The organism is Almyronema sp. (assembly GCF_052168255.1).
Classification (GTDB): Bacteria; Cyanobacteriota; Cyanobacteriia; order Phormidesmidales; family Phormidesmidaceae; genus Sphaerothrix; species Sphaerothrix epifaneia.
In genome coordinates, this window is the sequence record NZ_JBQLZL010000031.1 from 16721 (window position 1) to 42439 (window position 25719).

General features: G+C 49.8%; 21 protein-coding genes. 15 read left to right on the top strand and 6 right to left on the bottom strand.

The genetic code is table 11. The features are described 5' to 3' along the window. Nucleotides 1–517 precede the first annotated feature (517 nt). Nucleotides 518–1369: an ion transporter gene (locus ACTS3T_RS05780; RefSeq protein ID WP_377962486.1), complete on the bottom strand. Its 852-nt coding sequence runs from the start codon at nt 1367–1369 to the stop codon at nt 518–520. Between the two features lie 243 nt (nt 1370–1612). Between ACTS3T_RS05780 and ACTS3T_RS05785 the strand changes: the two genes are divergently transcribed. The 9 genes from ACTS3T_RS05785 to ACTS3T_RS05825 all read left to right on the top strand — a co-directional run bounded on the left by ACTS3T_RS05785 (nt 1613) and on the right by ACTS3T_RS05825 (nt 10947). Beyond that, the gene (locus ACTS3T_RS05785) at nt 1613–2644 is read left to right on the top strand and encodes a sirohydrochlorin chelatase (protein ID WP_377962488.1); all 1032 of its coding nucleotides are present in this window, start codon (nt 1613–1615) and stop codon (nt 2642–2644) included. Next, nucleotides 2645–2899, top strand: a complete 255-nt coding sequence (gene sipA / locus ACTS3T_RS05790; RefSeq protein WP_377962491.1) for a regulatory protein SipA — start codon at nt 2645–2647, stop codon at nt 2897–2899. A gap of 226 nt (nt 2900–3125) precedes the next feature. Beyond that, nucleotides 3126–4916: a translational GTPase TypA gene (typA, locus tag ACTS3T_RS05795; RefSeq protein WP_377962494.1), complete on the top strand. Its 1791-nt coding sequence runs from the start codon at nt 3126–3128 to the stop codon at nt 4914–4916. Between the two features lie 370 nt (nt 4917–5286). Beyond that, on the top strand, nt 5287–6417 hold the full coding sequence (locus ACTS3T_RS05800; RefSeq protein ID WP_377962498.1) for a CobW family GTP-binding protein: 1131 nt from the start codon (nt 5287–5289) through the stop codon (nt 6415–6417). Nucleotides 6418–6457: 40 nt separating this feature from the next. Next, complete coding sequence (locus tag ACTS3T_RS05805; RefSeq protein WP_377962501.1) at nt 6458–6877, top strand: HIT family protein; 420 nt, start codon at nt 6458–6460, stop codon at nt 6875–6877. Nucleotides 6878–6881: 4 nt separating this feature from the next. Then, nucleotides 6882–7334, top strand: a complete 453-nt coding sequence (dtd, locus tag ACTS3T_RS05810) for a D-aminoacyl-tRNA deacylase (RefSeq protein WP_377962504.1) — start codon at nt 6882–6884, stop codon at nt 7332–7334. Between the two features lie 232 nt (nt 7335–7566). Then, on the top strand, nt 7567–8361 hold the full coding sequence (locus ACTS3T_RS05815; RefSeq protein ID WP_377962507.1) for an HAD family hydrolase: 795 nt from the start codon (nt 7567–7569) through the stop codon (nt 8359–8361). 417 nt (nt 8362–8778) lie between these two features. Continuing rightward, nucleotides 8779–10488 (top strand): ABC1 kinase family protein, encoded by a 1710-nt coding sequence (locus ACTS3T_RS05820; protein WP_462934847.1) that lies wholly within the window; start codon nt 8779–8781, stop codon nt 10486–10488. Between the two features lie 96 nt (nt 10489–10584). After that, a complete protein-coding gene (locus tag ACTS3T_RS05825) occupies nt 10585–10947 on the top strand; it encodes a hypothetical protein (protein WP_377962513.1) in 363 nt (120 codons plus the stop codon). Between the two features lie 9 nt (nt 10948–10956). On the opposite strand, the gene ACTS3T_RS05830 is transcribed toward ACTS3T_RS05825, so the two are convergent. Then, the gene (locus ACTS3T_RS05830) at nt 10957–11886 is read right to left on the bottom strand and encodes a tetratricopeptide repeat protein (RefSeq protein WP_462934848.1); all 930 of its coding nucleotides are present in this window, start codon (nt 11884–11886) and stop codon (nt 10957–10959) included. Nucleotides 11887–11920: 34 nt separating this feature from the next. Next, nucleotides 11921–12643: an ABC transporter ATP-binding protein gene (locus tag ACTS3T_RS05835; protein WP_377962519.1), complete on the bottom strand. Its 723-nt coding sequence runs from the start codon at nt 12641–12643 to the stop codon at nt 11921–11923. A 184-nt stretch (nt 12644–12827) separates the two neighbouring features. On the opposite strand from ACTS3T_RS05835, the gene ACTS3T_RS05840 reads away from it, so the two are divergent. The 3 genes from ACTS3T_RS05840 to ACTS3T_RS05850 all read left to right on the top strand — a co-directional run bounded on the left by ACTS3T_RS05840 (nt 12828) and on the right by ACTS3T_RS05850 (nt 18426). Then, nucleotides 12828–15086, top strand: a complete 2259-nt coding sequence (locus tag ACTS3T_RS05840) for a GAF domain-containing sensor histidine kinase (protein WP_462934849.1) — start codon at nt 12828–12830, stop codon at nt 15084–15086. A gap of 162 nt (nt 15087–15248) precedes the next feature. Then, nucleotides 15249–18011 carry a response regulator gene (locus tag ACTS3T_RS05845; RefSeq protein WP_377962525.1) on the top strand — a complete coding sequence of 921 codons (2763 nt, stop codon included), beginning with the start codon at nt 15249–15251 and terminating at the stop codon, nt 18009–18011. A 34-nt stretch (nt 18012–18045) separates the two neighbouring features. Then, nucleotides 18046–18426 (top strand): response regulator transcription factor, encoded by a 381-nt coding sequence (locus tag ACTS3T_RS05850; RefSeq protein WP_377962528.1) that lies wholly within the window; start codon nt 18046–18048, stop codon nt 18424–18426. A 1-nt stretch (nt 18427) separates the two neighbouring features. On the opposite strand, the gene ACTS3T_RS05855 is transcribed toward ACTS3T_RS05850, so the two are convergent. From ACTS3T_RS05855 to ACTS3T_RS05865, 3 genes are all read right to left on the bottom strand, one after another. Beyond that, nucleotides 18428–19648 (bottom strand): ABC transporter permease, encoded by a 1221-nt coding sequence (locus ACTS3T_RS05855; protein ID WP_377962531.1) that lies wholly within the window; start codon nt 19646–19648, stop codon nt 18428–18430. A gap of 39 nt (nt 19649–19687) precedes the next feature. Continuing rightward, nucleotides 19688–21052 carry an efflux RND transporter periplasmic adaptor subunit gene (locus ACTS3T_RS05860; protein ID WP_377962534.1) on the bottom strand — a complete coding sequence of 455 codons (1365 nt, stop codon included), beginning with the start codon at nt 21050–21052 and terminating at the stop codon, nt 19688–19690. Between the two features lie 151 nt (nt 21053–21203). Further along, a complete protein-coding gene (locus ACTS3T_RS05865) occupies nt 21204–22112 on the bottom strand; it encodes a hypothetical protein (RefSeq protein ID WP_377962537.1) in 909 nt (302 codons plus the stop codon). A gap of 521 nt (nt 22113–22633) precedes the next feature. Between ACTS3T_RS05865 and ACTS3T_RS05870 the strand changes: the two genes are divergently transcribed. From ACTS3T_RS05870 to ACTS3T_RS05880, 3 genes are all read left to right on the top strand, one after another. Next, a complete protein-coding gene (locus ACTS3T_RS05870; RefSeq protein ID WP_377962540.1) occupies nt 22634–23116 on the top strand; it encodes an adenosine-specific kinase in 483 nt (160 codons plus the stop codon). 174 nt (nt 23117–23290) lie between these two features. After that, nucleotides 23291–24970 carry a phosphoenolpyruvate carboxykinase (ATP) gene (pckA, locus tag ACTS3T_RS05875; RefSeq protein WP_377962542.1) on the top strand — a complete coding sequence of 560 codons (1680 nt, stop codon included), beginning with the start codon at nt 23291–23293 and terminating at the stop codon, nt 24968–24970. Between the two features lie 165 nt (nt 24971–25135). Continuing rightward, complete coding sequence (locus tag ACTS3T_RS05880) at nt 25136–25354, top strand: DUF4327 family protein (protein WP_377962544.1); 219 nt, start codon at nt 25136–25138, stop codon at nt 25352–25354. Nucleotides 25355–25719: the final 365 nt, after the last annotated feature.

A 25719-nucleotide genomic window follows, 5' to 3' on the forward strand; every position in this document is an offset into this window, starting at 1 on the left:
AATGCAGTATTTAGAGATAAAAACCAGAAGAGAACTCAACTAGAGAGGCTGCAGCCTTGCTTCAGCATTTCGATGCAATTTGATTCTCATTAGCTGAGTACTGATTACCTATTACCTTAAAGTCGGATTTTGGAATCGTGTATCTGCTGTCAACTCTTGGGATGCTAAACAGTTTCATTGTTTTTTAGGGATATCAGAAGCTTGCTTTTGAATCACGAAAATAAGCAACTCTGTTTTTCCAACAAACTACGCTTTGAAACTACATGGACTTTTGCTGCACCTGAGTTCTGACAAATTGATAAGCGACCTAAGGTTATATCAGTGAGGAATAGAGTTTGATCAATCAATCCACACTCGGATCAGTTATAGAAGCTTCTGAACGGCAAGGCCAACAGTGTTATTACGGATTTGTTAAGTTAACTTTATATTGTTTAGACGGCTGGTAAGTCATCTTACAGGCTATTCACTGATGGCTCATATCGTTGTCATTAGCAAAGCTAGAAGCAGGCAGGGGGCATTAAGCGCTGATGGCTTTGCTGTCTTCAGTAGAAGAAATTTCGCTCAAAATAGTTCCGCATCGGCGGCAATACTGGGCGTCGGGTTCGTGCAAGCTGAGGCCGCAACCAGTACAGGTAATTTCGATCGCGTTGGTAACTTTGCTGAACTGACGAATAAGATTGCCAATTTGAGTAGGTATAAGGGCAATCCCCGTCAGGATCATGACGACGGTAAGCCAGCGCCCAGCTTCTGAAATGGGAGTCAAATCGCCAAAGCCAACCGTCGTCATCGTCACAATCGCGAAGTAAACGGCATCTAGAAACGTGCGAAAGTTGCCGGGATTTTGAGGATGCTCAATTTGAAACATCAGCCCTGCATAGATAAAGATGATGGCAAACAGGGTGAAAAAAATACGAGCAACCGCAAGGCTATCGCTGGTTGTTAGCCGTCCAAACAAGGCGCGATCTTCAACAAACCGAACCAATCGCAGAATTCTTAGCCAGCGCACCAGTCGGACAAAGCGGAGGTCAAAAAATCCTAGTAAGAACGGTAGAATCGCAATTAAATCAGCGATCGCGTAAAAGCTCAGAACATATTGCAGCCGATTGGTAGCGACCCACAGCCGCAGCAAGTACTCTACTGTAAACAACCCCAAAATGGTGAAGTCTACAATCTTCAAAAGATTTTGGGTTGCGATCGAAATTGGATAAGTCTCAACAATAAAGATGGCAGCAGAGAGCAAAATCAAAGCGGCGATCGCAAAATTGACGACTTTACCAACCACAGTAGTCGTATCTTCTAAATAAAAAGCAATCTGCTGGCGGAGCGACATAGCTTCAAACTCGACGGGCAAAATGCCTACGGGCGGCATTTCGTGGATTTAAAAGGTGGGCTAAGATGACGAAGCACTTGTGAACAGTGGCCCAGCAGGGAAAGCCTGGTGAAAGTCCAGCACTGTGCCGCAGCTGTAATGGCGTCGTGTTGCGTTTTCCGTTTTCAGTTTGTCTTTTGAGAACTCAGAATTTGAGCAGCACGACAATACCTGAGTCAGAATGCCTGTTTGCCACTTTTTCACTCTACTGCCTGCGTCGCACAGGAGCGGAGTTTTGTCGTGATGACTTTTGATCCTCTTATTCAGACTTTGGTTCAGTTAGAAGCAGCAGAGCCACTGCTACAGCCAGCCCTGCCGCTACAACGCCCCTTATTGCTTATCGGTCATGGCAGCCGCGATGCCGAAGGCCGCCAACGCGTACTCGATTTTGCCGCTGCTTATCAAGCTCTTGATCAGTCGCGACCAGTCATTCCCTGTTTTTTGGAGCTAACTGAGCCAACCATACAAGACGGGGTCGATCGCTGTGTGGAGCAAGGGTTTACTGATATTTCAGTTTTGCCTGTCTTGTTGTTTGCCGCTCGTCACAACAAGTTTGACGTCACCAACGAACTTGACCGTGCCCGTCAACGCCACCCCCAGGTAACCTTTCACTATGGTCGCCACTTTGGAATTACGTCAGAAATTTTAGACTTGTGGCGATCGCGCCTTGATTGGCTAGACCAGCCTGAGCAAAACCGCCAAGCCATTAGTCGAGCCGAAACCGTATTGCTATTTGTTGGACGCGGGGCCAGCGATCCCGATGCCAATGGCGATGTCTACAAACTAGCTAGAATGTTGTGGGAAGGCAGCGGTTACAAAACGGTCGAGATTTGCTTTGTCGGTATCACTCATCCCCGTCTAGAAGAAGGGTTTATGCGATCGCGCCTCTACCAGCCCCAGCGCATTATCGTGTTGCCTTACTTTTTGTTTACTGGCGTCTTGGTCAAAAAAATTCTGGCGATCGCCCAGCAGCAACAAACCCAATTTCCCGCGATTGACATCACCTGCTTACCCGAAATGGGTCTGCATCCGCTCTTAATGCAAGTAATGCGACGGCGCGAAATTGAAACACAATTAGGACAGGTGCAGATGAATTGCGAAGTCTGCAAGTTTCGCTTAGCAGCTGCCGCAAATCACGACTCCCCTCATGGACACCCCCATAGCCATCATGGACATCCGCACCCGCATACCCACGAACATGATCACACCCCTGCAACGGCTGATCCCTATGATCAACCAGCCCATTACCATGCCCGCGCTTGGCAAGTTCCCTAAATGAACGAAACCCCTCAACCGATGGCTGATTTTGCTGTTGGCGATCGCGTTCGCCTCACGACGCCGCCCCCTTACCTTAAAACTGCCGACACCATGCCCATGTTGCGCCCTCCCGACCTGGTACAGCTAGGTGAAGAAGGTACCATTGTCGATCGTCGCCCCGGTGGCTATTGGGGCGTCAAGTTTGAGCGCGGTACCTTTTTGATCGACAGCCAGTATATAGAGGCAATGCCGACTCATCTAGATAACAGCTAAGCGTTATGCTTTTCCTTTGGCAAGTAGGAATGCGGCAGGAAGCAACCCTACTCCCTTTGGCTGAGCCTGCAGCAGACCCGCTAGAAGTTGGGTAGATAACCGCCCAAGGATAGCGATGGAGTGGGTTACAATTATTAAGCATTCGTAACAGGATTCTGTTGAATTGATAAATCCTGTTAGTTCTTTTTGCTGACCTAAACAATCGTACCTTCCAGGTCTTGGAACCATGACTCTGCCCATTCGCAACGTTGCCATCATTGCCCACGTTGACCACGGTAAAACGACGCTTGTCGATGCCTTGCTCAAACAGTCTGGTATTTTCCGTGAAGGCGAAGATGTCCCTGACTGCGTCATGGATTCTAATGACTTAGAACGGGAGCGCGGCATTACAATTCTCTCGAAAAACACAGCGGTTCACTACGGCGAAACGCTCATTAATATCGTCGATACCCCCGGCCACGCCGATTTTGGCGGCGAGGTTGAGCGCGTCCTCGGCATGGTAGATGGCTGCATCCTAATTGTCGATGCCAATGAAGGCCCCATGCCCCAAACTCGATTTGTCTTAAAGAAAGCGCTAGAGAAAGGGTTGCGCCCGATTGTCGTCGTCAACAAAATCGATCGTCCCCAAGCCGATCCATTTGGGGCGGTAGATAAAGTTCTCGATCTTTTTATAGAACTGGGTGCCGATGACGATCAGTGTGAGTTTCCTTACTTGTTTGCTTCGGGTCTGAGCGGTTACGCCAAAACCGACTTAGAGGCCGAAAGCGAAGACATGCAGCCGCTGTTTGAAGCAATTTTAGACCATGTCCCCCCCCCGATTGGCGATGTTAACAAGCCCTTGCAACTGCAGGTAACCACGCTAGATTATTCAGAATATCTAGGCCGCATTGTGATTGGTAAAATTCACAACGGTGTGATCAATTCAGGGCAGCAAGCAGCGCTAATCAAAGAAGACGGCAAAATCGTCAAAGCCAAAATCACTAAGCTGATGGGCTTTGAAGGTCTAAAACGCATTGAAATCGAATCAGCTTCTGCCGGGAGCATCGTTGCCGTTTCTGGTTTTGCGGATGCCAACATTGGTGAAACGATTGCTTGCCCAGATGACCCAGAGGCTCTGCCACTGATTAAAGTGGATGAACCCACGCTGCAAATGACCTTTGCCATCAATGATTCACCGTTCGCCGGACAAGAAGGTGACTATGTAACCTCACGGCAAATTCGCGATCGCCTGATGCGTGAACTTGAAACTAATGTGGCGCTGCGCGTTGAAGAAACCGACTCTCCTGATCGCTTTGCTGTCTCTGGGCGGGGTGAATTGCACCTGGGTATTTTGATTGAAACCATGCGCCGTGAGGGGTATGAGTTTCAGGTGTCCCAGCCGCAAGTCATCTACCGTGAAATCAACGGCCAGCCCTGCGAACCTTACGAGCTGCTAGCGCTAGATGTACCCGAAGACGCTATGGGTGGCTGTATTGAGCGTATCGGTCAGCGCAAAGGCGAAATGCAGGACATGCGGGTTGCGGGCAATGGTCGCGCCAACCTAGAGTTTGTCATTCCGGCGCGGGGGCTAATTGGCTTCCGGGGCGAATTTATGCGCCTGACACGGGGTGAAGGAATTATGAACCACAGCTTTTTGGAGTATCGCGCTATGTCGGGTGAAGTTGAAACCCGCCGTAATGGGGTGCTGATCTCCTTTGATGAGGGTGTGGCTACGTTCTACGCCTTGAAAAACGCCGAAGATCGCGGTGTATTCTTTATTGAGCCGGGGACAAAGGTCTACAAAGGCATGATTGTCGGTGAAAACAATCGGCCTCAAGACCTAGAACTGAATATCTGCAAAACTAAGCAGCTTACCAACCACCGTTCGGCGACGGGCGATGAACTGGTGCAGCTTCAATCTCCGGTAGATATGAGCTTAGAGCGGGCGCTAGAGTATATCAGCTCGGATGAAATGGTGGAAATTACGCCTGAGTCTATTCGGCTGCGCAAAATCTCGAAGAAGCTAGCCCGTCGTTAAACGCCTCATAGGTGAAACTTTAACCTCCCAGGGTTGGCAGTAGACGGTGTGATCGACTCATACCCTGCCAAAACCCTGGGATTTTTGTGGATGCTTCTCTAGATAAATCAGCTTTATTAACAGGCTGATGGCTGCACCAAGCTCAAGTACAGAATAATTGGGCGATCGCTCAAAATTTTCAGCAGCCGTGTTGAGCAGGCAACTTTGGCCTATCCTGCTTAGCGGACAAGCCCTCAATTGAGTTCGGCAAAACCTGAAACTGAAGTCGGCCTTAATTCTAAGCAAGTCGTTAAAATAGGGGATGCGGTTTGTTCTGTGGCTGTAAACTGACAGACTAGCCGCTGTTGTCTTCCTCACCCAAGCTTAGTCTATGTCTTCAATCGCCACCCCCACCCCCTCCGCTCAGATGGATGACACTAAACAGGGTCTACCCGTCACCATCATTACAGGCTTTTTAGGGAGCGGTAAGACAACCCTGCTCAATCATATTTTGTCGAATCAAGCAGGGTTAAAAACTGCGGTCTTGGTCAACGAGTTTGGCGAGATCGGCATCGACAACGATTTGCTCATCACCACCGAAGGCAGCGACGACACCATGGTCGAGCTGAGCAACGGTTGCATCTGTTGCACCATTAACAATGACTTGCTCGAAGCCGTTTATAAGGTGCTAGAGCGGAGAGAAAAAATTGATTATCTGGTAGTAGAAACCACTGGGTTGGCCGATCCCCTACCCATCGCACTGACTTTTCTCGGCACCGAACTACGCGATATGACTCGCCTCGACTCAATTGTCACCGTTGTAGACGCAGAGAACTACAGCTTAGATTTATTTAATAGTCAAGCCGCTTACAACCAGATTGCCTACGGCGACATTATTTTGCTGAATAAAGCAGATTTGGTAGACGAAGCTGATTTAGACTTGCTCGAAGTTAAAATTCGCGAAGTCAAAGAAGGGTCGCGCATTCTACGCACCGTCAAGTCTGAGGTGCCGCTACCGCTGATTTTGAGCGTGGGACTCTTTGAGTCAGATAAGTATTTTGACCAAGAAGACACCCCCTCTGCCCCTGATCACAATCACGACCACGATCACTCCGATCACTCAAATTGCGATCACGATCATGGACACTGTGAACATGACCATGACCATCACCACCACCACCACCACACGTCTGATCACTTAGCGATTGATGGCTTTACGTCCATTTCTTTTCAAAGCGATCGCCCCTTTGCCATCCGTAAGTTTCAATACTTTTTAGATAACCAGCTTCCTGAAAACGTCTTCCGCGCCAAAGGCATTCTCTGGTTCGACGAAAGCCCCAAGCGCCATATCTTTCACCTCAGCGGCAAACGCTTCTCCCTCGATGACGATCAGTGGAAAGAAAATCCCAAAAATCAGCTAGTGCTGATTGGTCAAAACCTAGATCACGACAAACTGCGAGAACAGCTCAATAGCTGCCTCTGCACGCCCTCTGCCAATCGAGGTAAGGGGTTTGGCCACTAGTACAGCATCCTGTTCCCCAGATTGCTTAGCTTGCCAGACCTTGCAAGGAAAAATTTCGGTACCCGGCGGCGTCATCGCCGAAAATGACTGGTGGCTAGCTGACCATTGCCTCGGCCCGTATGGTGTCGGGGCGATTGTCGTCAAAACCAAAGTCCATCGAGAAGATTTAAGCGATATTAGTGCCGATGAAGCAGCCTCTTTGGGAGCATTCCTGCAGCAGCTTTCGCAGGCTATGCGGATGGCGCTAGGCGCTAAGCGCGTTTACATCAACTTATGGGACGATGAGCCGCCACGCCATGTCCATTTTTTGCTCCAGCCCCGTTATGGCACCAAAGAAGAATTGGGTTTAATTGGGCTAGAGCTACAGGTCTTTCGAGCGCTCAAAAAACCGCCTGCGGCCAAAGAAGCCGCCGCCGCCGCCGCCCAAGTGCGGCAGTATCTTTTGAGTCAGGTGGTCTAAGCTGATGCGAGTGGTTATACAGCGAGTAAGGGCTTCTCAGGTCGTGGTCGATGGCGAAGTTGTCGGCCAGATTGGGCTAGGACTGAATTTACTCGTTGGCATTGCTGCGACCGATACGGAGGCTGAACTCGACTGGATGGCACGTAAATGCCTGGAGCTGCGCCTTTTTGCTGACGCGTCTACAGGCCGCTGGACACAATCCGTTCAAGACATTCAAGGAGAGTTGCTAGTCGTGAGCCAGTTCACGCTTTACGGCAACTGTCGCAAAGGTCGTCGTCCATCTTTTGCCCAAGCGGCCACCCCCGATGTGGCTGCAAGTTTGTACCAAAAATTTGTCCAGAAGCTGCGTCAAAGTTGTCTGCGTGTGGAGACGGGTCAGTTTGGAGCCATGATGCAGGTATCAATTGAAAACGATGGGCCAGTGACACTGCTGCTAGAACGAGAAGCGGGAGAGTAACCCCAGCGCAAATTATAAACGAGCCGTCAAATTTAGTCGGAGCCAAATGGGGGAAGTGGGTAGGGCGTAGCGATCGCCTGCCTCAGACTAACCACTTATTAACAAAAATTAACCTTAAACCCATAAGTATTAGTTTAGTCAATATCAGACCTACCAATGAGTCCACCAATCGCTGAACGGGATTGCTAAAGTGGAAAAGCATTTCTTAATATTTTGAAATCTTGCTGCGCCTATGCCTAGAGAGACGCTTCTCACGACTGCTCAAGCGCGCTACGCCAAACCTCTTAGTTCTCTTTCTTTAGCGCCAGGTGCTGTTCTTTTTTGCGACTTCGATGGCCCTTTCGTCGATGTTTCTCAGCGCTACTACAGCACTTATCAACTAGGTCTAGCAGACACCCAAGCAGCTTATCAGGCCAAAGGCATAACGCTACCTATTTGTCCGCTTAGCAAAGCCCAGTTTTGGCGGCTCAAGCAAAACCGCACGGCGGACGAAGTGATTGCTCACTGGTCGGGGCTAGAAAATGAGCAAATTCCTTTTTTCCTGGAACGAGTCCAGCAAATTGTTAACCAACCAGCGCTTTTACACCAAGATTCTCTGCAAACCGGACTTCATCACGCGGTACATCTGCTGAAGCACTATGGTATTCGGCTAGTTGTAGTGACGCTGCGCCATTCAGCTCAGGTCATGCAAATTTTGCACGATGCCAAGTTAGCGCAGTCTATCAGCGAGGTTTACGGTACCTCAGAGGCTGAAATGGCCTATGCCAACCGCAGCGAACACAAAACAGCGCTGCTAGAGCAGGCGATCGCTGAGCAGAATACCCTGCCTTACCAAACCTGCATGATTGGCGACACCGAAGCCGATTTAATTGCTGGACAAACCCTTGGTGTGCCAACAGTAGCCTTGACCTGCGGAATTCGCAGTCAATCTTATCTACAAGCCTTTAACCCGACTTGTCTTTACCCTAATCTGCTGTCGGCAGTTGAACAGCTTCTGTGCCCTCACGAAACGCTGCAACCTGCTTGATAACAGCTATAACTAAACAGCCGCTCAAAAAGCAGTCGTTCACCAGCAGCGATCGCGCTCTAGCAGCTTGCCCTGGTTGCGATTGTTCTGGTAGAGAACCCGACCAACAGCCCTAACGGCAGAAGTAACAAAATTTAAAGAAGTCACTTTTCGCTGCAATCTTAGCGGGAATACCTTGCTCCCCTGGCAGGATCGCTCAACGGATTCTAGCCAGGGACGGAGTTGTTTGTAGTTTTCTATACTATAGTTAAGACATATGGTTAAAACAGCTTCATCTTTTAGCTATTCCCTTAGCCCTAGACCTCATCTAAAGATAAAAATCAATGATAGAAGCTGAGTTAATAAATTTTGGTCTAGGGATTGCTTTACCATAGTCAACAGTGTGAGTCCCTAGCACCTTAGGAGGCATACGAGCGCGTGAATCGGTCTCAATCGGCTCAGCCCAGACGTTACGACGCCCAAGCGATCGCCCGTCATTTTCGTCGCCGCCCCTTGCAAGTGATCTGGAGAGCCTTAGTGATCATTTGGTATTTGGGCGGTTTTTTCTTGGCACTTAACCTCGATAAATGGTTTAAGCGAGAAGAGGCCAACCGACTCAAACGCGCCCGGCAGTTGTGTTCTGTACTGACTCGTTTAGGCCCCACTTATATTAAGGTCGGCCAAGCCCTTTCTACTCGCCCCGATCTGCTACGGCCAGACTACATGGACGAGCTGACCCGGTTGCAAGATAGCTTACCGTCTTTCCCCAATGCGATCGCTGACCAGATTATTGAAACCGAGTTAGGACGCCTCCCTAACGAAATTTACAGTTCCATTTCGCCCCAGCCGATAGCCGCCGCTAGCTTAGGTCAGGTTTATCGAGCCAAGCTACACACAGGCGAAGAAGTAGCCGTCAAAGTTCAGCGGCCTAACCTGCTCCCTGTCATCACCTGCGATCTTTGCCTCATGCGTTGGGGTGCTGTCTGGCTAGCTCCCTGCTTGCCATTGAACTTAGGACACGATCTAACGCTGATTGTGGATGAGTTTGGAACCAAGCTATTTGAAGAAATTGACTACTTAAACGAAGGGCGCAATGCCGAACGCTTTGCGGCTAACTTTCAGAATGATCCCAGAGTCAAGGTACCAGCCATCTATTGGCGCTACAGCAGCCACCGCGTTTTAACGCTGGAGTGGATCGACGGAATCAAGCTCACCGATACCGAAAGAATTCGGCAGGCTAACCTCGATCAAGATGTCTTAATCGAAATTGGGGTAACCGCTGGATTGCAGCAGCTTTTGGAATTTGGCTTCTTTCACGCCGATCCCCATCCCGGTAACCTATTTGCCCTGCGCGATGGTCGCATGGCTTATATCGACTTCGGCATGATGGATCAGCTCAACCAGGATACGAAAGAAACGCTAGTTGATTCTGTCGTTCATTTAATTAATCGCGACTACCCCAAATTAGCCCAAGACTTCATCCGGCTAGGGTTTTTGACCCCGGATATTGACATCACCCCCATCGCGCCTGCCTTAGAGCTTGTACTAGGTGAAGCGATCGGGGCTAGCGTTGGTGACTTCAATTTCAAAACCATCACCGATCGCTTTTCAGAGCTGATGTATGACTATCCGTTTCGGGTACCGGCCAAGTTTGCTTTAATCATTCGCTCTTTAATTACTCAAGAAGGGGTTGCCCTCAGTCTCAACCCCAACTTTAAAATTGTTGAGATTGCCTACCCCTACGTCGCCCGTCGCTTGCTGACGGGTGAAACAGCCTCTTTTCGTCGGCGCTTGCTGGATATCTTATTCAAAGATGGTAAGTTCCAATGGCAGCGGCTAGAAAACCTAATTACCATTGCCCGCAGCGACGGTAGCTTTGATTTGATCCCAACTGCAAGTTTAGGACTACAGTACCTGTTGTCAGAAGAAGGGCAATATCTTCGTCGCCAATTGCTCATTGCGCTCACCGAAGACGATCGCCTCCATACTGAAGAAGTCCGGCGATTGTGGGAGTTAATCAAAAACGATCTGACGCCTTCTCAGTTGTTGGGAGTAGCTTGGGAAGCCTTTTCCGACTTTTCTAGAGAACGGGCAGCAGCATTTATGCCGGCAGCGGTAGCAGGGTTCACCACCGCCCTCAAAGCCTAAGCGCGATCGCTAGCGTCTGCAAAGATCACTCGGCGGCAACAGCCGCTATAATTAACACTGTTTTACAAAGCTCAACTCTTCTTAGTCGGTAGCATTGTGTACTCCACCCCTCCTTATTTTTTGCTGGTTGCAGGTTTGTTAGCCTCTTTTGCGGCTGGTGCAGCTTTTAACACAACTTTGCAGCAATCTATTCAAACTTGGGCTAAAAATCCCGCCAAGCAGCCATTAAGTCAGCTCAAAGGGCCACAAATTTTTGTTCCCTTTGTCGGCATTTGTTTGGGAGTGTGTGTTTTCTTGGCGGCAGGGCTTTCTATCTTTGGGTTTTCGCTTAAAATTGCCTTTGCGATCGCTGCCGTTCTGACTTTGCTGAGTGGCTTACTGATTTGGTCACAGTTTGGCAAAATTCTAATTCAGCTAGAGCAAGGTGGTTCTCGCGCGCTCGATCTAGATGCCTTTTAGCCAGCGATCTTAGGGATTTTCGGTTAAAGGTTTGACGCGGTTAATCTGTGCTTGGGTGGTTGCAGCCCAATCTGATTGTCCTTGTGCAATATAGAGATTGCGTGCATATTCAAAGGCAGTAAGGGCGCGCTCAGGCTCGGTTAGCTGCACCAGCGTTAAGCCTGCACTGTAATAAGCATTGGCATAGTTAGGGCTAATATCCACCGCTCTCTGAAACGCTTCAAGCGCCGTGCTGTAATTCTCTTGGCGAAAACGCACAATACCTAAGTTGTAATAGGCTTCCGCATAGCTAGCATGGCGGGCGATCGCCGCTTGAAAAGCACTTTCAGCCGCAGCTAGCTGATTTTGGGCTAGATAGATTAGCCCTTGATAGTAGCTTGGCTCTGGCGCAGTAGGGCTATAGCGCTTCGCCTGCTCAAAGGTAGCCAGCGCCGCCTCATAAGCCTGCTGCTGTAGCTGCACTAGGCCAAGGTTGTAGTAAGCAATGCCTAACTCAGGATCAATCTCAATTGCCCGTTGCAGATAGTCGGTTGCCTGCTCAAGATTGTTTCCTTCTAAAAGCGCTGCCCCTAAATTGGCATAGGCTAAAGCTAGCTGAGGGTTAGCTTGAGCAGCTTGCCAAAAGGCAGTCGCCGCTTCCTGAAGCTGCCCGGTTTGGCGCAGAGCCAATCCTAAATTGTAGTGAGCGGGTGCCAACGAGGGGTCTAGCTCAATGGCTTGGCGAAAAGCGGCGATCGCCACTTCTACATTACCTTGCTGAACTTCTAACAAACCTCGCTCTAGCTGGACTTCAGCGGGCGATCGCCGCGGCGGCGCTTGGGCTAGCTGTACCGAGGCTACTGCCTGAGGAGGAGCCAACAGCATAGCCCCCCCCAGCAAAAGACCAATAGCCCACATCCTCCCAGTTACGTCAGCCGATTGCTTAATGAATAAGTTCATCGCTCAAGCCTCTCTTCACCCCTTGCTAAATCGCTTACTCAGCCGTCGCCATCATATGGCCTAAATCACCGGGCGCTAGCCGATCATGAATGACCTGACCATCGCGAAACCACACCACACGGCGAGTTAGACGAGCCACCTCAATCTCATGGGTCACCATCACTACGGTAATGCCATCTGTATTTAGCTCTGCAAAAATACGCATCACATCTTGCGTTGTTTGACTGTCTAAAGCCCCCGTTGGTTCATCCGCCAAGATCAAAAGGGGTCGGTTCACAATTGCGCGGGCGATCGCAACCCGCTGCTGTTGTCCCCCCGAAAGCTGATTAGGTCGGTTGTGCAAGCGTTCGGCTAACCCCACTCGCTTCAGCGCTTCAGCCGCTCGCTCCTGTCGCTCTGCCGCTGCGATCCCGGCATAGACCATTGGTAAACTGACGTTTTCTAGCGCTGTTAGCTGCGGCAGCAAATGAAACTGCTGAAAAACAAACCCAATTTTACGATTACGAATGTGAGCCAAACTGGCTTCTTCCAAATAGGCTACATTTTCGCCATCCAGGTAATACTTGCCACTGGTGGGTCGATCCAGGCAACCAATCACGTTCATTGCCGTCGATTTACCTGAACCCGACGGCCCCATAATTGAACAGTATTCACCCTGCTCAATGTTCAAACTGACATCCCACAGCGCTCGCACTTCGGTGTTGCCAGCGCCATACACTTTAGAAACCTTCTCAAGCTGAATTAGGGGATGAGGCATATTGAGGCAATAAGGACACCAGTCTTTTAAGTTTACAAAAACGGATTGAGGGTTTCATCCCTTTTCCCAAGCTGATCAGCGCCCCCCATCTCAACCGGGCACACTCGTAAGAAGTTATTGTAAATCAGCTATCCTGCTGATTTATCGACGCTAAGTTCCGTTGTATAACCGGAAGTTAAAGGTCATGGGTAATTTGACAATAGAGGCTAATTCTGACTTTTTTGCGCAAATGACCTCAGCTAGCTTAAAAAAGCTTGTTTTTAGAAAAGAACTTTCGTTTATTCGAGAGCTAATCAACGGCATTGATCCCAGTGCTGTGGTTCAAAATAGCAATGGCGAGGTTCTCTTCGGTCAAGCGCCATACCTACGGCAAAAGCGTTGTCCTATTCAGTTAGAAAACCAAGTCATCGGCTGGCTAAGTGCTGATGAAAAAGCCGAAACTTTAGCCACTTTGATTTCTCACTTGGCTCAGCGAGAGCTAGAAAAGCGCACTTTAGCCCAAGAACTCCTGACTAAGTACAAAGAAATTTCACTTTTATTCAGCCTTTCTGAAAAAATTATTGACAGCATTGACGTGCAAGAAGTAGCCGCTCTGGCACTTGATGAAGCCTGTCGGCTGCTGCATTCTAGCGGGGGAGCTTTGCTTCTACAGCGAGAAGGCACCCATCTGCTAGAACAGATTGCCCTAATTGGCAACGAGCGGCTCTTAACAGAGCCTATTTTTTTGGGCTGTGGCTTCATTGGTAAGCTGGTGGCAACCGGGCAAAGCGAGATTGTTAATCATTTGCCATTGTCAGAATTTTCAACCCCTCCTGACCCCCCGGTCGCGTTAGCCTGTGTTCCTCTCAAACACAAAGACACTGTGATGGGGGCTATTGTGCTGACGCGGGCTGATGAAGGCTTGTATACAGCCGAAGACCTTAAGTTACTAACGACGCTTGCCTGTCAGGTTGCAGGGGTGATTAGCGCTTTGCTGCACGAACGCCGCCTCAAAGAAAGCCAGCAAAATGCTTTGCTGCTGCGCCTTTCTAACCAAATTCGTGAGTCGTTAGAACTCAATATTATTCTCAAAACGACCGTTAGTGAGGTTTATAAACTGCTACAGCTCGACCGCTGCTGGTTTTGCTGGTGTGTAGCAAATCCTACCCCAGCGCTGGCGCAGCAAATTGAACAAGTAGAAATTGTGACAGAGGTCTATTGCCCTAGCCTATCGCCTTTGCTCGGCCAATATCCAGCAGCCGACCTTGGCAGCTTGAGTCAGCAATTTTTGAATTCAGAAATTGTTTGTATTGACGACATTGCTGACTCCTACGACCCAGCCACCCAACGGTTTTTACAAGCTCAAACGCTGGCTTCTCTGCTGGCCATTCCAATTCGGACGCGATCTGGGAAAGTGGGCGTTTTAGGCTGTGGGGTTAGCTATGAAGTCCGTCAGTGGAGCCGCGACCAAGTAGATTTGCTGCAAGCGGTGGCCAGTCAGTTGGCGATCGCGCTAGAACAAGCTGAACTCTATACCAAAAGCCAAGTTGCAGCCAAGGTAGCTGAAGACAAAGCCCAACAGTTAGAAGCAGCGCTAGAAAACTTGAAGCAGGCACAGCTACAGCTGATTCAGACAGAAAAGCTATCTGGCATTGGTCAGATGGTCGCTGGGGTCGCCCACGAAATCAACAATCCAGTGACCTTTATTCATGGCAACCTTGAGTATTTAAATGAGTATGCCAAATCGCTTTTACACTTAGTGCAGATTTATCAGCAAGAATATCCTCAGCAAACGCCCGCGATCGCGGCGGCGATCGAAGCGGCTGAACTGGACTTTTTGGTTGAAGACTTACCCAAGGTTGTCGCCAGCATGACGATGGGGGCAACCCGAATTCAAGACATTGTGCTGTCGCTAAAAAACTTTTCGCGCTTGGATCAGGCTAAGCCTCAGCCAACTAATATTCACGAAGGTATTGACAGTACGCTTTTGATTTTGAGTCACCGACTCAAGCCGAGAGATGCGTTTCCAGGGATACGCGTCGTTAAAGAGTATGGGGATCTACCGTGGGTCGATTGCTACGCGGGGCAGCTTAACCAGGTTTTCATGAATATTTTAGCCAACGCTGTCGATGCCCTGGAGGAACAAGCTAGCAGCAATGAGGTTTCTGACGCTGCTAACGAATTTAGCCCCCCCACTATTTGGATCTGTACAGCCGCCAACGTCTGCGATCGCGTCACTATTCGGATTAAAGACAATGGCCCTAGCATTCCAGCCGCAAACTTGAACCAGCTTTTTGATCCTTTCTTTACCACTAAACCCAGCGGCAAAGGCACTGGTCTGGGGCTGTCCATCAGTCATCAAATTGTCGTTGACCATCATGGGGGGCAACTGGTCTGTCACTCTGAAAACGGCAAAGGGACTGAGTTTGTTATCGAAATTCCAATTCGACCTGTCAAAGCATAAGACTTTGGCAATCTGGGCATTTTGGAGAGATGGGTTGCGATCGCCCCCTCATAACCAGAGACAACGACCGCCTGTTGCTGTTGTCAGTGCCTAGCCGCTTCTGCCCATTGATAGCCCCGATTAATTGTCCGTCTCAATCCTTCGTTTATCTGTCAAGCTGCCATGAGTTCATTTGTGTCATCCCCTTCTACCCCTCAGCCTGCGCCTAGCTTGGTAGGCCGCTGGCTGCATCACTTCAGAGTAGGGCAAAAAATTGGCTTGGGCTATGCGCTGGCGCTAGGGCTTGCGGTTGTAGGGACAACCACCGGAATTTTGATTGGCAATACCTCCCAAAATCGGGCACATCGCCTGCTGGATGATGCCTTTGAAGAAACCAAAATTCTCACTCAACTGGAAATTGCCATCACCCATGCGCGATCGCATCAGCAAAATCTGGCAACCTTGTTGCTCAACCCTGAAAATTTGCAAGCGACTCAGGCTAATTTTGAAGAGCACGCCGCCGTTTTTCGAGAAAACTGGGCTGCGCTAGAAGCGTCTTACCAAGAAGATGTTCAAGTCAGTAGCCTCGAAAGCGCCGAAGAGGTAGCGCTGATGGCGGCTCTCACCGAGCAGCATCAGGTTGTAGAAAGCTATCTACAGCAGGCAGAACGGTTGCTCGATCAGCTTGATCTAGCTAGCCTCAGTACTCGTGAAATCGAAGCCCTGCAGGCGGAACTGCTCACTCTCGCCCAAAACAACGCGGCTGACTTAGAGCGCTTTTCAAAGTCCTTAGAAAGCAGCATTGCCGAAAGCAACGAGGAGCTAAAAACGGCTGAAGAAACCATCCTTGCGGCTCAGACCTTTCGCAATCAGGCGGTCGCATGCAGTATGCTGCTGTCGGTGGCTCTAGCCGCGCTGTTTGCCATTCTGATTAGCCGCTCCATTACCCGCCCAATCAAAAGTTTGGAGTCTTTAGCTCAGCAGGTAACTCACCAAGAAGACTTTAACTTACAAGCACCCGTCTTTTCAGCCGATGAAGTGGGCACCTTGGCCACCGCCTTCAATCAGCTGATTGATCGGGTTGGCGATCGCACAGAAGCCCTAGAGCAGGCTCGCAACACGTTAGAACAAACCGTTAAAGAACGGACTCAGCAACTCAACGCGATTATAGATAATCTCGGCGATGGCCTTTTAGTGACGAATGCGTCTGGTCAAATCACCCGATTTAATCCAGCTTTGCTGAAAATGTTCAACCTGCCAACTGCAGCGCTGCACCCCCCCCTCGTTATCGATCATCTAAACGCGACGCTGGCAGCGCTGGTAGCCGAAAATCGGGCTAACCCTGACCTCACCCCAACAGCCGATATTGAACTGACCGAGGGACGCATTGGCCAAGCTTTAGTCTCTTCTATCACTCAGGAGGCAACGGCGACTGCCGACCATCAGTCAGTGGTGCTGATTCGAGACATTACGGCAGAAAAAGAAATCGATCAGATGAAAACTGATTTCATTTCTACCGTTTCTCATGAATTACGCACACCGCTTACTTCCGTTCTAGGCTTTGCCCGACTGGTGCAGAAAAAGCTAGAAGAGGTTATTCTGCCCTATGCTCATACCGACGACAAAAAAACGCAGCGCGCTGTTCGGCAGGTACGCGATAACTTGCAAATCATCGTTTCAGAAGGCGAACGCTTGACAGCGCTAATCAACGATGTCCTCGATATTGCCAAAATTGAAGCGGGCAAAATTGAGTGGAACATGCAGCCTATCGCTATCAACACGCTGCTTGAGCAAGCGATCGCTGCCACAACTGTCTTAGCCCAGAATAGCGGCCTGCGGATTACACTCGATCCGGCTCCTGATTTGCCACCCGTCGCAGGCGATCGCGATCGCCTGATTCAAGTGATGATTAATCTCATTTCTAACGCAATTAAGTTTACTGAAAAAGGGGCTATTACCTGCCGGACGCACCAGCAGGGTGAAGAAATTATCGTCAGCGTTGTTGACCCAGGGGTTGGCATTGCCGAAGGCGATCGCGACAAAGTCTTTGAAAAGTTTAAGCAGGTGGGAGCCGTTATGACCAACAAGCCTAAAGGCACCGGGTTAGGGCTACCCATCTGTAAACAAATTATTGAACATCACGGGGGGCGTATCTGGGTTGAGAGTACGTTAGGAGAGGGCAGCACCTTTTCCTTTGCACTGCCCCTGATACCTGAAGCCGTTGAAGGAATATCGGCTCTTGACCTCAAAAGCTTACTTCAGCAGCTCAAAGAAAATGTGGATCGCACAGCGCATAACGAGTCTAACCAGACGCAAAAGACGATTTTAGTGGTTGACGACGAACCCCAGATTCGTAATTTGCTGCGGCAAGAGTTAGAAGAGGCTGGTTACCGCGTTCAAGAAGCCCCGGATGGCATATCAGCCCTGCAGCAAGTAAAAGTTTCGCCTCCAGATCTGATCATTTTAGATGTGATGATGCCCAATATTAACGGTTTTGATCTGGCAGCCGTGCTCAAAAACAATCCTGACACGATGGCCATTCCTACAATTATTTTGTCGATTATTCAAGATCAAGCACGGGGATATCGTTTGGGCATTGACAGCTACATTAGTAAGCCAGTTGATACGGATCGACTGCTAGAGGATGTGCGATCGCTACTGGCAAAAGGCCCTTCTCAAAAGAAAGTTTTGATTGTAGATGCTGATTTATCAGTCAATAAAGCCTTGACCCAAGTTTTACTGTCTAAAGGCTACGCGGTCACAGAGGCCATGAGTGGAGCCGACGGCATTCAAAAAGCCTTGTCATTTAAGCCTGACATGATTATTGTCGATGCTAACTTGTCGAAAGCACACGACATGGTGAAAACGCTTCGCTTTGACAACGGCTTGGAAAATATTTTCTTTATTCTGCTTGGCAAAGATGGCGCGATCGAACTCAATGCTTAATGGATTTTTCTAATACTTTTTAGAGCAAAAAATTATGAGTAAGCAAATCTTAATTGTGGATGATGAGGTACACATTCGTATTTTGATCGAACAAACGCTGGAAGATCTAGAAGATGAAGGCGTAGAACTCTTAACAGCAACGAATGGCGAAGAAGCCCTAGCACTAATTCAGCAGCATCAGCCCGATCTGGTCTTTTTAGACGTGATGATGCCAAAGATGAGCGGCTTTGAAGTGTGTCAGCTAGTCAAAAATGACACCAACCTGCAAACGACTTACATCATTTTGCTGACGGCTAAAGGGCAGGAGTTTGATCGTCAAAAAGGCGAAAATATGGGAGCCGATCTCTACATGACTAAACCATTTGACCCCGATGAACTATTAGCCAAAGCTGTAAAGGTCTTGGCGCTAAACTAAATTATGCACTCCGTAGCGCCACAATAGGGTCAAGCTTGGCCGCTTGGCGAGCCGGAACGACGCCAAAAAAGAGGCCAATGCCCCCCGAAACACTCACGGCAATGGTAACGGCTATCATCGATACCCCAGGACTAAAGGGGCTAACCGCGCTGACGGCCAAAATACCAGCAACGCCGACTAACGTGCCAATGGTGCCGCCTGCGATTGATAAGATGACCGCTTCAATCATAAACTGCACCAAAATATCTTGCTGAGACGCCCCAACGGCTTTACGCAAGCCAATTTCTTGAGTCCGTTCTCGCACCGAAACCAGCATAATATTCATAATGCCAATGCCACCTACCAGCAGAGAAATGCCTGCGATCGCGGCTAGCATAACGGTCAGGGCACCTGTGATAGTTCCTGCAATTGACAGGAGCGTATCCTGGCTTTGAATAAAAAAGTCGTCCTCATCCATAATGTTGTGGCGCAGGCGGAGCAAATTGCGAATCTGAAATTCGGCAGTGGTCATACTTTCGCGATCGCGGGCCGAAACCGAGATAAACGAAACCTCAATGCCATAGGGGGAGGTTCGGCCTACTATCCGGCTAGAGAGCGTAGAAATCGGCACAATAACCGCATCGTCATAATCCAGACCCAAATTTGAGCCTTTGACTTCTAGTACGCCTATCACTTCAAAGCTGACGCCTTTGACCCTTACCTGATTCCCTAGCGGTTGATCTTCTCGAAACAACCGTTCCGCTAAGGTTGCCCCCAGCACAGCGACCTGGCTGTTCCGGCGGACATCGAGATCCGATAAAAATCTTCCCTGCGCCACTTCAAAACTGCGCACCGCTAGAAACGAGGGCGTCGAGCCGACAACGCTCGTATTGGCGCTGCGGTTGAGGTAAGTAACCAGAGAACGGGTGCTGTATTCGGGGGCAACACCAACAACAGCAGGTACCTGATTGGCGATCGCCTCGGCATCGGCCACCACTAAGGTTCTGGGATTCTCTAGGCTACCGAGTTCGCGCGTCTCCCGATTACCCGGCACAATAAAAAGCACATTGGGGCCTAAAGACTGAAGCTGCTCGTTAACAAACTCCTGCGCCCCCTCACCAATGCCAACCATCGCGATCACAGAAGCGTTGCCGATGATAATGCCGAGCATAGTTAGACTACTGCGCAGCTTGTTTGCTGTCAGCGTCTTGATCGCCATTTTCAAACTTTCGGAAAGATCCATAAGCGTATGAAAACTAAAAATTAAATTGAGGTCAGGCAGTTATGGATCGGCTGCTGTCCCCGCCTGATCTTGTTGTCCAAAGGTAAGATTTTCTAACGTCTGGCCGGGGGGCAGGTCAATAAAAACGCGATCGCCAGCCTCAATGCCTTCTAAAATTTGGATTTGATCGTCCACCTGAGAACCCAGCGTCACCGGGCGAAAACGAATACGATTGCGATCGCCAGGAATTAACACCCCAGGCTGGCCTTCTTGAGTCACAACCGCTACGGTTGGCACTACCAGCGCATCTTCAACTGCATCTCCAATAAAAGCAACATCCACATTCATATTAGATAGCAGCTGATCTTGCCCCTCTAGCAGCTCAACTCGCACCTCAAATAACGTCACGTTTTGCTGCTCGATCGCCTCTGGGGCAATCAACCTGACTTCACCCCGAAAAACTTCATCGGGAACAGCATCTGCTTGAATCTCGACGGGCTGGCCAGGGCGAATTTTGTTGATGTCGGCTTCGGGGACTTCGGCTACCACTTCTAAGTCACTGGCGATCGCCACAATAGCGGTGGAAGTAGCAGACGTGGCACTAGAAGCGGAGGTCGTTGGCGTTACAAACGCGCCTTCGGTGGCAAATTTTTGGGTGACGATGCCGGAAAATGGCGCTCGAATCAAAGTATCTTCTAAGCGAATTCGCGCCGCGTCCACTTGGGCTTGGGCACCCGCTACGCGGGCTTCGGCTTGAGCGACTTCATCCACATCGGGATTGTTGCGTAAATCTTGAAGCTGCTGCTGAGCCTCGACAATTCGGGAACGGGCTTGATCTACAGCAGCCTCAGCAACGCGGGCTTCACTTTCAAAAGTATCTAGCTCATTAGCAGAAATAGCCCCTCGGTTGTAAAGCTGGCGGTTGCGATCGCGGCGATCGCGAGCCAAATCCAGTCGCGCTTGCGCATCTCGCAGTTGCGCTTCCGCCGATGCCACCGAAGCCTGGGCTTGGGCAATTTGCTCAGCTTCACTGCCTTGACGTAGATCGACCAGTTGAGCTTCGGCTTCAGCCAAATTGGCCTGATTTTGACGAAGCTGCGCTTCTAAATCGTCGCTATCCATACGGGCAATGAGTTCACCCGCTACCACGCGATCGCCCTGCTCCACATATAGCTCAGCCAGCACACCTGCTGTTTTGGGACTTAAATTAACCGTCTTAACGGGTTCAACCGTACCACTAGCGGTAATGCGAACCGTTAAAGCCATTTCTGTGGCTGGCGTGGTGTAGTCAGCCACTTCGTAGGGAGCCACCCGACTCCGAAAGACGACAAAGGCAACCGCACTCACGCTCAAAATGCCTACGGCTAGCAACCCAATTACCCACACGGTGGGACGTTTGAATCGGCTAAAAAAGGGAAGCTGCATACCTGAGGTTTAGAGTAGCACTAGGGGAACAGCCTAACCGGGTAACGGCTGTTACCGATTAGCTGCTCTCTTACGATTATCGAGTACCTGCTCCAAAGCGACCACTGGCGAACCCTAATTTCTGGCTTTGAGTCAGTAAATTTGCTTAAATTTACGGCATTCGCGCTTGAAAATTGGCACAGGCTGTCACGGGTGAATCGGGGTTGCCGCACATAGGGCAATCGCCGTGAGTACAGCGAATACAGTTAATTGCCGAATTGGGCGCTAACTGCTCCGAACCATACACACTGATACCCTGATGAACATATCCTTGAAGTTCTAGGTCAGAAACATTTTCACACACCACAATGGCTTGTGACGTCTGCAAGATTTCTCTGGCGTAGTTGAGAATTTTAAGCGTTTCCCAAAAGCTTGTCTGCGCCACTCGAATTAAAAGCGGCACGCGACGACGCTGGCTTTTAAAGCAGGCAGGACAGGTTTGCGGATAGTAATCTCGATACTGCAGCGTATAGGTGCCATCGGCAAAGCAACGCGTGCGTAAGTGGCGCTGAAAGGGAATGGTAAAGTCACCCATTTCATCAAGCATGTACCACCAAGATTTATGCCAAGCCGACTGGGGTAAATTCAAAATGGCGGTGACTTGCCCTGCACTAAAGCCAGCTTCAGACAGCAAGGCGATCGCCTGTGAAAGCGCCATATTTTCACCTAACGTTTGCAGGTCTGAATGGTAATGGGTGATGGCCTCGTAGGTTTGATAGCGGCTACAAGGCGATCGCCCGCCTGCTTTGGGGACAGCAGCCCACGTCTCTGTCAGGATGCACTCAATAGCCTCATAGTCGAGAACCGCATCAATAGCAATGGATTTTGGCGCTAAAGGGCTACCAATCTGCACGGTAACTGCACCGAGCTGATGGGCTGGCATCAGCGTGGGTTGGCTGCTGAGCACCAGCGATCGCAGACGCGTTTGATCGGCGATCGCCAAAGCCATCTGAATTTGCTCTAAGCAAGAAACGGCATAAATCGGCGCTTGCTGGAGGCGAGTCTTGGCATTAAAGTCCATTGCCACGCAAGAATAACGGCATGTGGGGGATCGTCTCAGCCGTTGAGGAGTCTGTATCGAGACAACTGCTATCAGACCCTTGCCTTTTTGTAGCGAAATAATTCCCGCTTGGGCTGAGGCAGCTTACGAAAGTTTGTAGGACTTCGGAAAACGCAATGCGAACGTTACTTATCTCATTTGAGAGCCGCCCTATGCTCATGACTTCCTCAGATTCTTTGTCTAGGCTTAGCGTAGTTCTACATAGACCATTCCAGGCGCTCGCCTTAACCAATCGCCTTAACCAATCGGATCAGCGAAAACCCGTCAGCCTTTAACCACATAGGCCACAGGCGATCGCTGCCGCTAAGCAGCGTTCAGCATTCTTAAACGGGCTGAGTCACCCTGAGCTTTAAAGTTTTGTTCGGGTCGCTTCTGCGCGCTACCGTACTTTTTCAAGCAAAAGCCTTGTTCTTTTAAGTTTTGAGTGCCTTGACGCTTCACCACCGATAAAACCAATTCGCTTAATCCAGAGGACACCTCTGATGGAACTGCAAGTTGTTGCGTTAACCCTGCCTGAAAATAGCAACCTGATTTTAGGCCAAGCTCACTTTATTAAAACCGTCGAAGACCTCTACGAAATTATGGTGGCAACGGTGGCTCAAGCTCAGTTTGGCTTGGCTTTTTGCGAAGCTTCTGGGCCGTGTCTCATCCGCGTTGCTGGCAACGACAGCACTTTAGAAGCAGCCGCCCTTAACAATGCCAAAGCGATCGCCGCTGGCCATAGCTTCGTGCTGATGATGCGTGAAGCCTATCCGATTAATGTTTTGAACGCCATTCAGCAGTGTCCTGAAGTTTGCAACATCTATTGCGCAACCGCTAATCCTGTGCAGGTGATTGTTGCCAAAACTGAGCAAGGTGCTGGCATTTTAGGGGTTGTAGATGGTCATGCTCCTAAAGGGGTAGAAGGCTCAGCCGATGTCCAAGCCCGCCAAACCTTACTGCGCCAAATTGGTTACAAGCTTTAGTTCAGGCAGATCTGAAGCTGAGCTTTGCCTTTTTGCCATTACCAACCGCTATCGCTAGGCAGCGGGCAGAATGAGAGGTTCTCTGTCAGCGACTTTGAGCCCTTAAGTGTCTCAACCTTAGTGGCTATTGCTACATCCCATCAGTGCCCACGTTATCGAAGAGGAGCTTGATCAATGGTGAGCTTCAAAGCAGCCCAACAGATTTTTCCCCTCCCCGACGCACAGTTGCAGCCAGCTCGCTCGCTTACCCCCTCAAACCAGCCGGGTGAGCCACAGTTGACCTCAGACTTAGCCGCTTTGGGACTGCACAACTTAGGCCAGGTGTATCGCAACTTATCGGTTGCCCAACTTGTAGAGCACGCCCTCAGACGCGCTGAAGGACAGCTAGCCGCAAACGGCGCTTTATGTGTCGAAACGGGGCTATACACAGGGCGATCGCCCGAGGATCGCTTTATTGTTGAAGAACCCAGCAGTCAAGCCGAAGTTGATTGGAATCCTTTCAATCTGGCTATCTCTGAAATCAACTTTCAGCGGCTTTATCAAAAAGCACTGGCCTACGTGCAGGGTCGCAATTTGTATATTTTTGACGGCTATGTCGGCTCTGATTCGCACTATCGCTTTGGAGTTCGCATTATTAACGAACTCGCCTCGCAAAATCTGTTTGCTCACCAGCTCTTTCGGCGTCCGTCAGCACCAGAACTGGCTAGCCATCAGCCCGATTTAACGGTCATTGCCCTTCCCAGACTCCACGGCGACCCCCTAGAAGACGGCATTCATAGCGAAGCGTTTATCGTACTGCATTTGGCTAAAAAGCTGGTGCTGATTGGGGGTTCTGGCTACGCCGGGGAAATCAAAAAATCAGTGTTTACGCTGATGAATTACTTTATGACCAAACGCAATGTCTTACCGATGCATGGAGCAGCTAATATCGACGAACACGGTCATACCGCTCTTTTCTTTGGCCTTTCGGGCACAGGCAAAACGACCTTATCGGCTGATCCTCAGCGCCAACTCATCGGTGACGACGAGCATGGTTGGTCAGATCGCGGCATTTTTAATTTTGAAGGCGGCTGCTACGCTAAAACGATTCGCCTTTCACAAGCGTACGAACCTCAGATTTGGTCAGCTTTGCGTTTTGGCTCCTTGCTCGAAAATGTGGCGCTGAATCCCTCAACCCGCCTACCCAACTATGACGATGGTTCCCTGACCGAAAATACCCGTGCGGCTTACCCGGTTGAACACATTGCTAACTGTGTCACTTCAGGAATAGGAGCCCATCCTAAAACCATCTTTTTTCTAACAGCGGATGCCTTTGGCGTATTGCCACCCATTGCCCGGTTAAACCGAGAGCAGGCTATGTACCACTTTCTTTCGGGTTACACCAGCAAATTAGCGGGGACAGAGCGTGGCATCACAACACCGCAAGCCACGTTTTCGGCTTGTTTTGGCCAGTGTTTCTTCCCACTCTCGCCTACGGTTTATGCTGAAATGCTTGGCGATCGCCTGCAACAGCATCCTTACACTCAGGTCTACCTGGTTAACACCGGCTGGATGGGCGGCCCCTATGGCGTCGGCCAACGCATCGCCATCAACCATACGCGGGCTTTGGTGTCTGCGGCACTCAATGGTGACCTAGATCAAGCCGACTACAAACCTCATCCAATTTTTCAGGTGCTTATGCCTAAAGCAATTCCTGGTTTACCCACCGAAATGCTCAATCCAAAGGCACTCTGGGCTAGCAGCACTGAATACGATCGCCAAGCTCAAAACCTAGCACAGCGATTTGCAGAAAACTTTCAGCAGTTCCCCGCTGCCGCCGCCTCAATCAAAGCCGCAGGCCCTCATATTGTGTAGTGAAACTTATTAGGGTGTATTGCTAGCTGAATGATTCAGTTTTGGCACAGGCAAACCTTATGGTTTCCTCACATCTTCACGAGTTCCTCACATTCCCTCTTTAAGCTAAAGGTAGAGTTTCTCTCACCCAATTCGGCCCATAAGTGGGTCAAGAGGTCAAAGACTATGCAAGCTACTCAATATTCCATCGATATGATTCGAGACGAAGCGCGGCATTTGGTCGATCGAGGAGTCGTCGATCGCCATCAACCCATTTATGCGCTATGTCGCTATATCCCCGGTAGAGAGTGGGTTTGCGTTGAGCTAGAGCTAGAACAAAACGACTATCTCTTGCGAGATCAAATCATCGATTTGATTGGTCGCGAAGATTGGGAAGATGACTAAACTTCAACCCCAACCAAGCAGCTAGGTTCGTCACAACGGCGGTCGCTATGATTTGAGCAAACAAACGCAGCATGAGTTCTTCTAGAAACAACACTGCTCTTTGGGGGCTTAAGTCATAGCGGCGTTGCTAGGCGTTTACGCTGAGGTTTCCAAAACGCCTAAGGACAAGCACCTGTTGACTTGGGACAGGTTACCACCAACGGCAGTAAGCAGAATCAAAGCCACTGACAGAAAAGCTTTCCTGCTGCCTGCTGCCCTCTAACTACCGTCTTTAGCTATAGTCGTGGTAGTTGGAATAGCGGTATATCAACTCACTAGCAAAAAGCCAAAGTTGAGGGTAAAAACTTACTGGCTAGGACGTGCGA

What these genes read in the sequence shown, in the direction of transcription:
- ACTS3T_RS05785 (WP_377962488.1), top strand. Translation starts at nt 1,613, where the DNA reads ATGACTTTTGATCCTCTTATTCAGACTTTGGTTCAGTTAGAAGCAGCA.
- ACTS3T_RS05855 (WP_377962531.1), bottom strand. Translation starts at nt 19,648, where the DNA reads ATGGATCTTTCCGAAAGTTTGAAAATGGCGATCAAGACGCTGACAGCA.
- pckA (WP_377962542.1), top strand. Translation starts at nt 23,291, where the DNA reads ATGGTGAGCTTCAAAGCAGCCCAACAGATTTTTCCCCTCCCCGACGCA.
- ACTS3T_RS05850 (WP_377962528.1), top strand. Translation starts at nt 18,046, where the DNA reads ATGAGTAAGCAAATCTTAATTGTGGATGATGAGGTACACATTCGTATT.
- dtd (WP_377962504.1), top strand. Translation starts at nt 6,882, where the DNA reads ATGCGAGTGGTTATACAGCGAGTAAGGGCTTCTCAGGTCGTGGTCGAT.
- ACTS3T_RS05815 (WP_377962507.1), top strand. Translation starts at nt 7,567, where the DNA reads ATGCCTAGAGAGACGCTTCTCACGACTGCTCAAGCGCGCTACGCCAAA.
- ACTS3T_RS05800 (WP_377962498.1), top strand. Translation starts at nt 5,287, where the DNA reads ATGTCTTCAATCGCCACCCCCACCCCCTCCGCTCAGATGGATGACACT.
- typA (WP_377962494.1), top strand. Translation starts at nt 3,126, where the DNA reads ATGACTCTGCCCATTCGCAACGTTGCCATCATTGCCCACGTTGACCAC.
- ACTS3T_RS05870 (WP_377962540.1), top strand. Translation starts at nt 22,634, where the DNA reads ATGGAACTGCAAGTTGTTGCGTTAACCCTGCCTGAAAATAGCAACCTG.
- ACTS3T_RS05845 (WP_377962525.1), top strand. Translation starts at nt 15,249, where the DNA reads ATGAGTTCATTTGTGTCATCCCCTTCTACCCCTCAGCCTGCGCCTAGC.
- sipA (WP_377962491.1), top strand. Translation starts at nt 2,645, where the DNA reads ATGAACGAAACCCCTCAACCGATGGCTGATTTTGCTGTTGGCGATCGC.
- ACTS3T_RS05780 (WP_377962486.1), bottom strand. Translation starts at nt 1,369, where the DNA reads ATGCCGCCCGTAGGCATTTTGCCCGTCGAGTTTGAAGCTATGTCGCTC.
- ACTS3T_RS05880 (WP_377962544.1), top strand. Translation starts at nt 25,136, where the DNA reads ATGCAAGCTACTCAATATTCCATCGATATGATTCGAGACGAAGCGCGG.
- ACTS3T_RS05865 (WP_377962537.1), bottom strand. Translation starts at nt 22,112, where the DNA reads ATGGACTTTAATGCCAAGACTCGCCTCCAGCAAGCGCCGATTTATGCC.
- ACTS3T_RS05835 (WP_377962519.1), bottom strand. Translation starts at nt 12,643, where the DNA reads ATGCCTCATCCCCTAATTCAGCTTGAGAAGGTTTCTAAAGTGTATGGC.
- ACTS3T_RS05830 (WP_462934848.1), bottom strand. Translation starts at nt 11,886, where the DNA reads ATGAACTTATTCATTAAGCAATCGGCTGACGTAACTGGGAGGATGTGG.
- ACTS3T_RS05860 (WP_377962534.1), bottom strand. Translation starts at nt 21,052, where the DNA reads ATGCAGCTTCCCTTTTTTAGCCGATTCAAACGTCCCACCGTGTGGGTA.
- ACTS3T_RS05840 (WP_462934849.1), top strand. Translation starts at nt 12,828, where the DNA reads ATGGGTAATTTGACAATAGAGGCTAATTCTGACTTTTTTGCGCAAATG.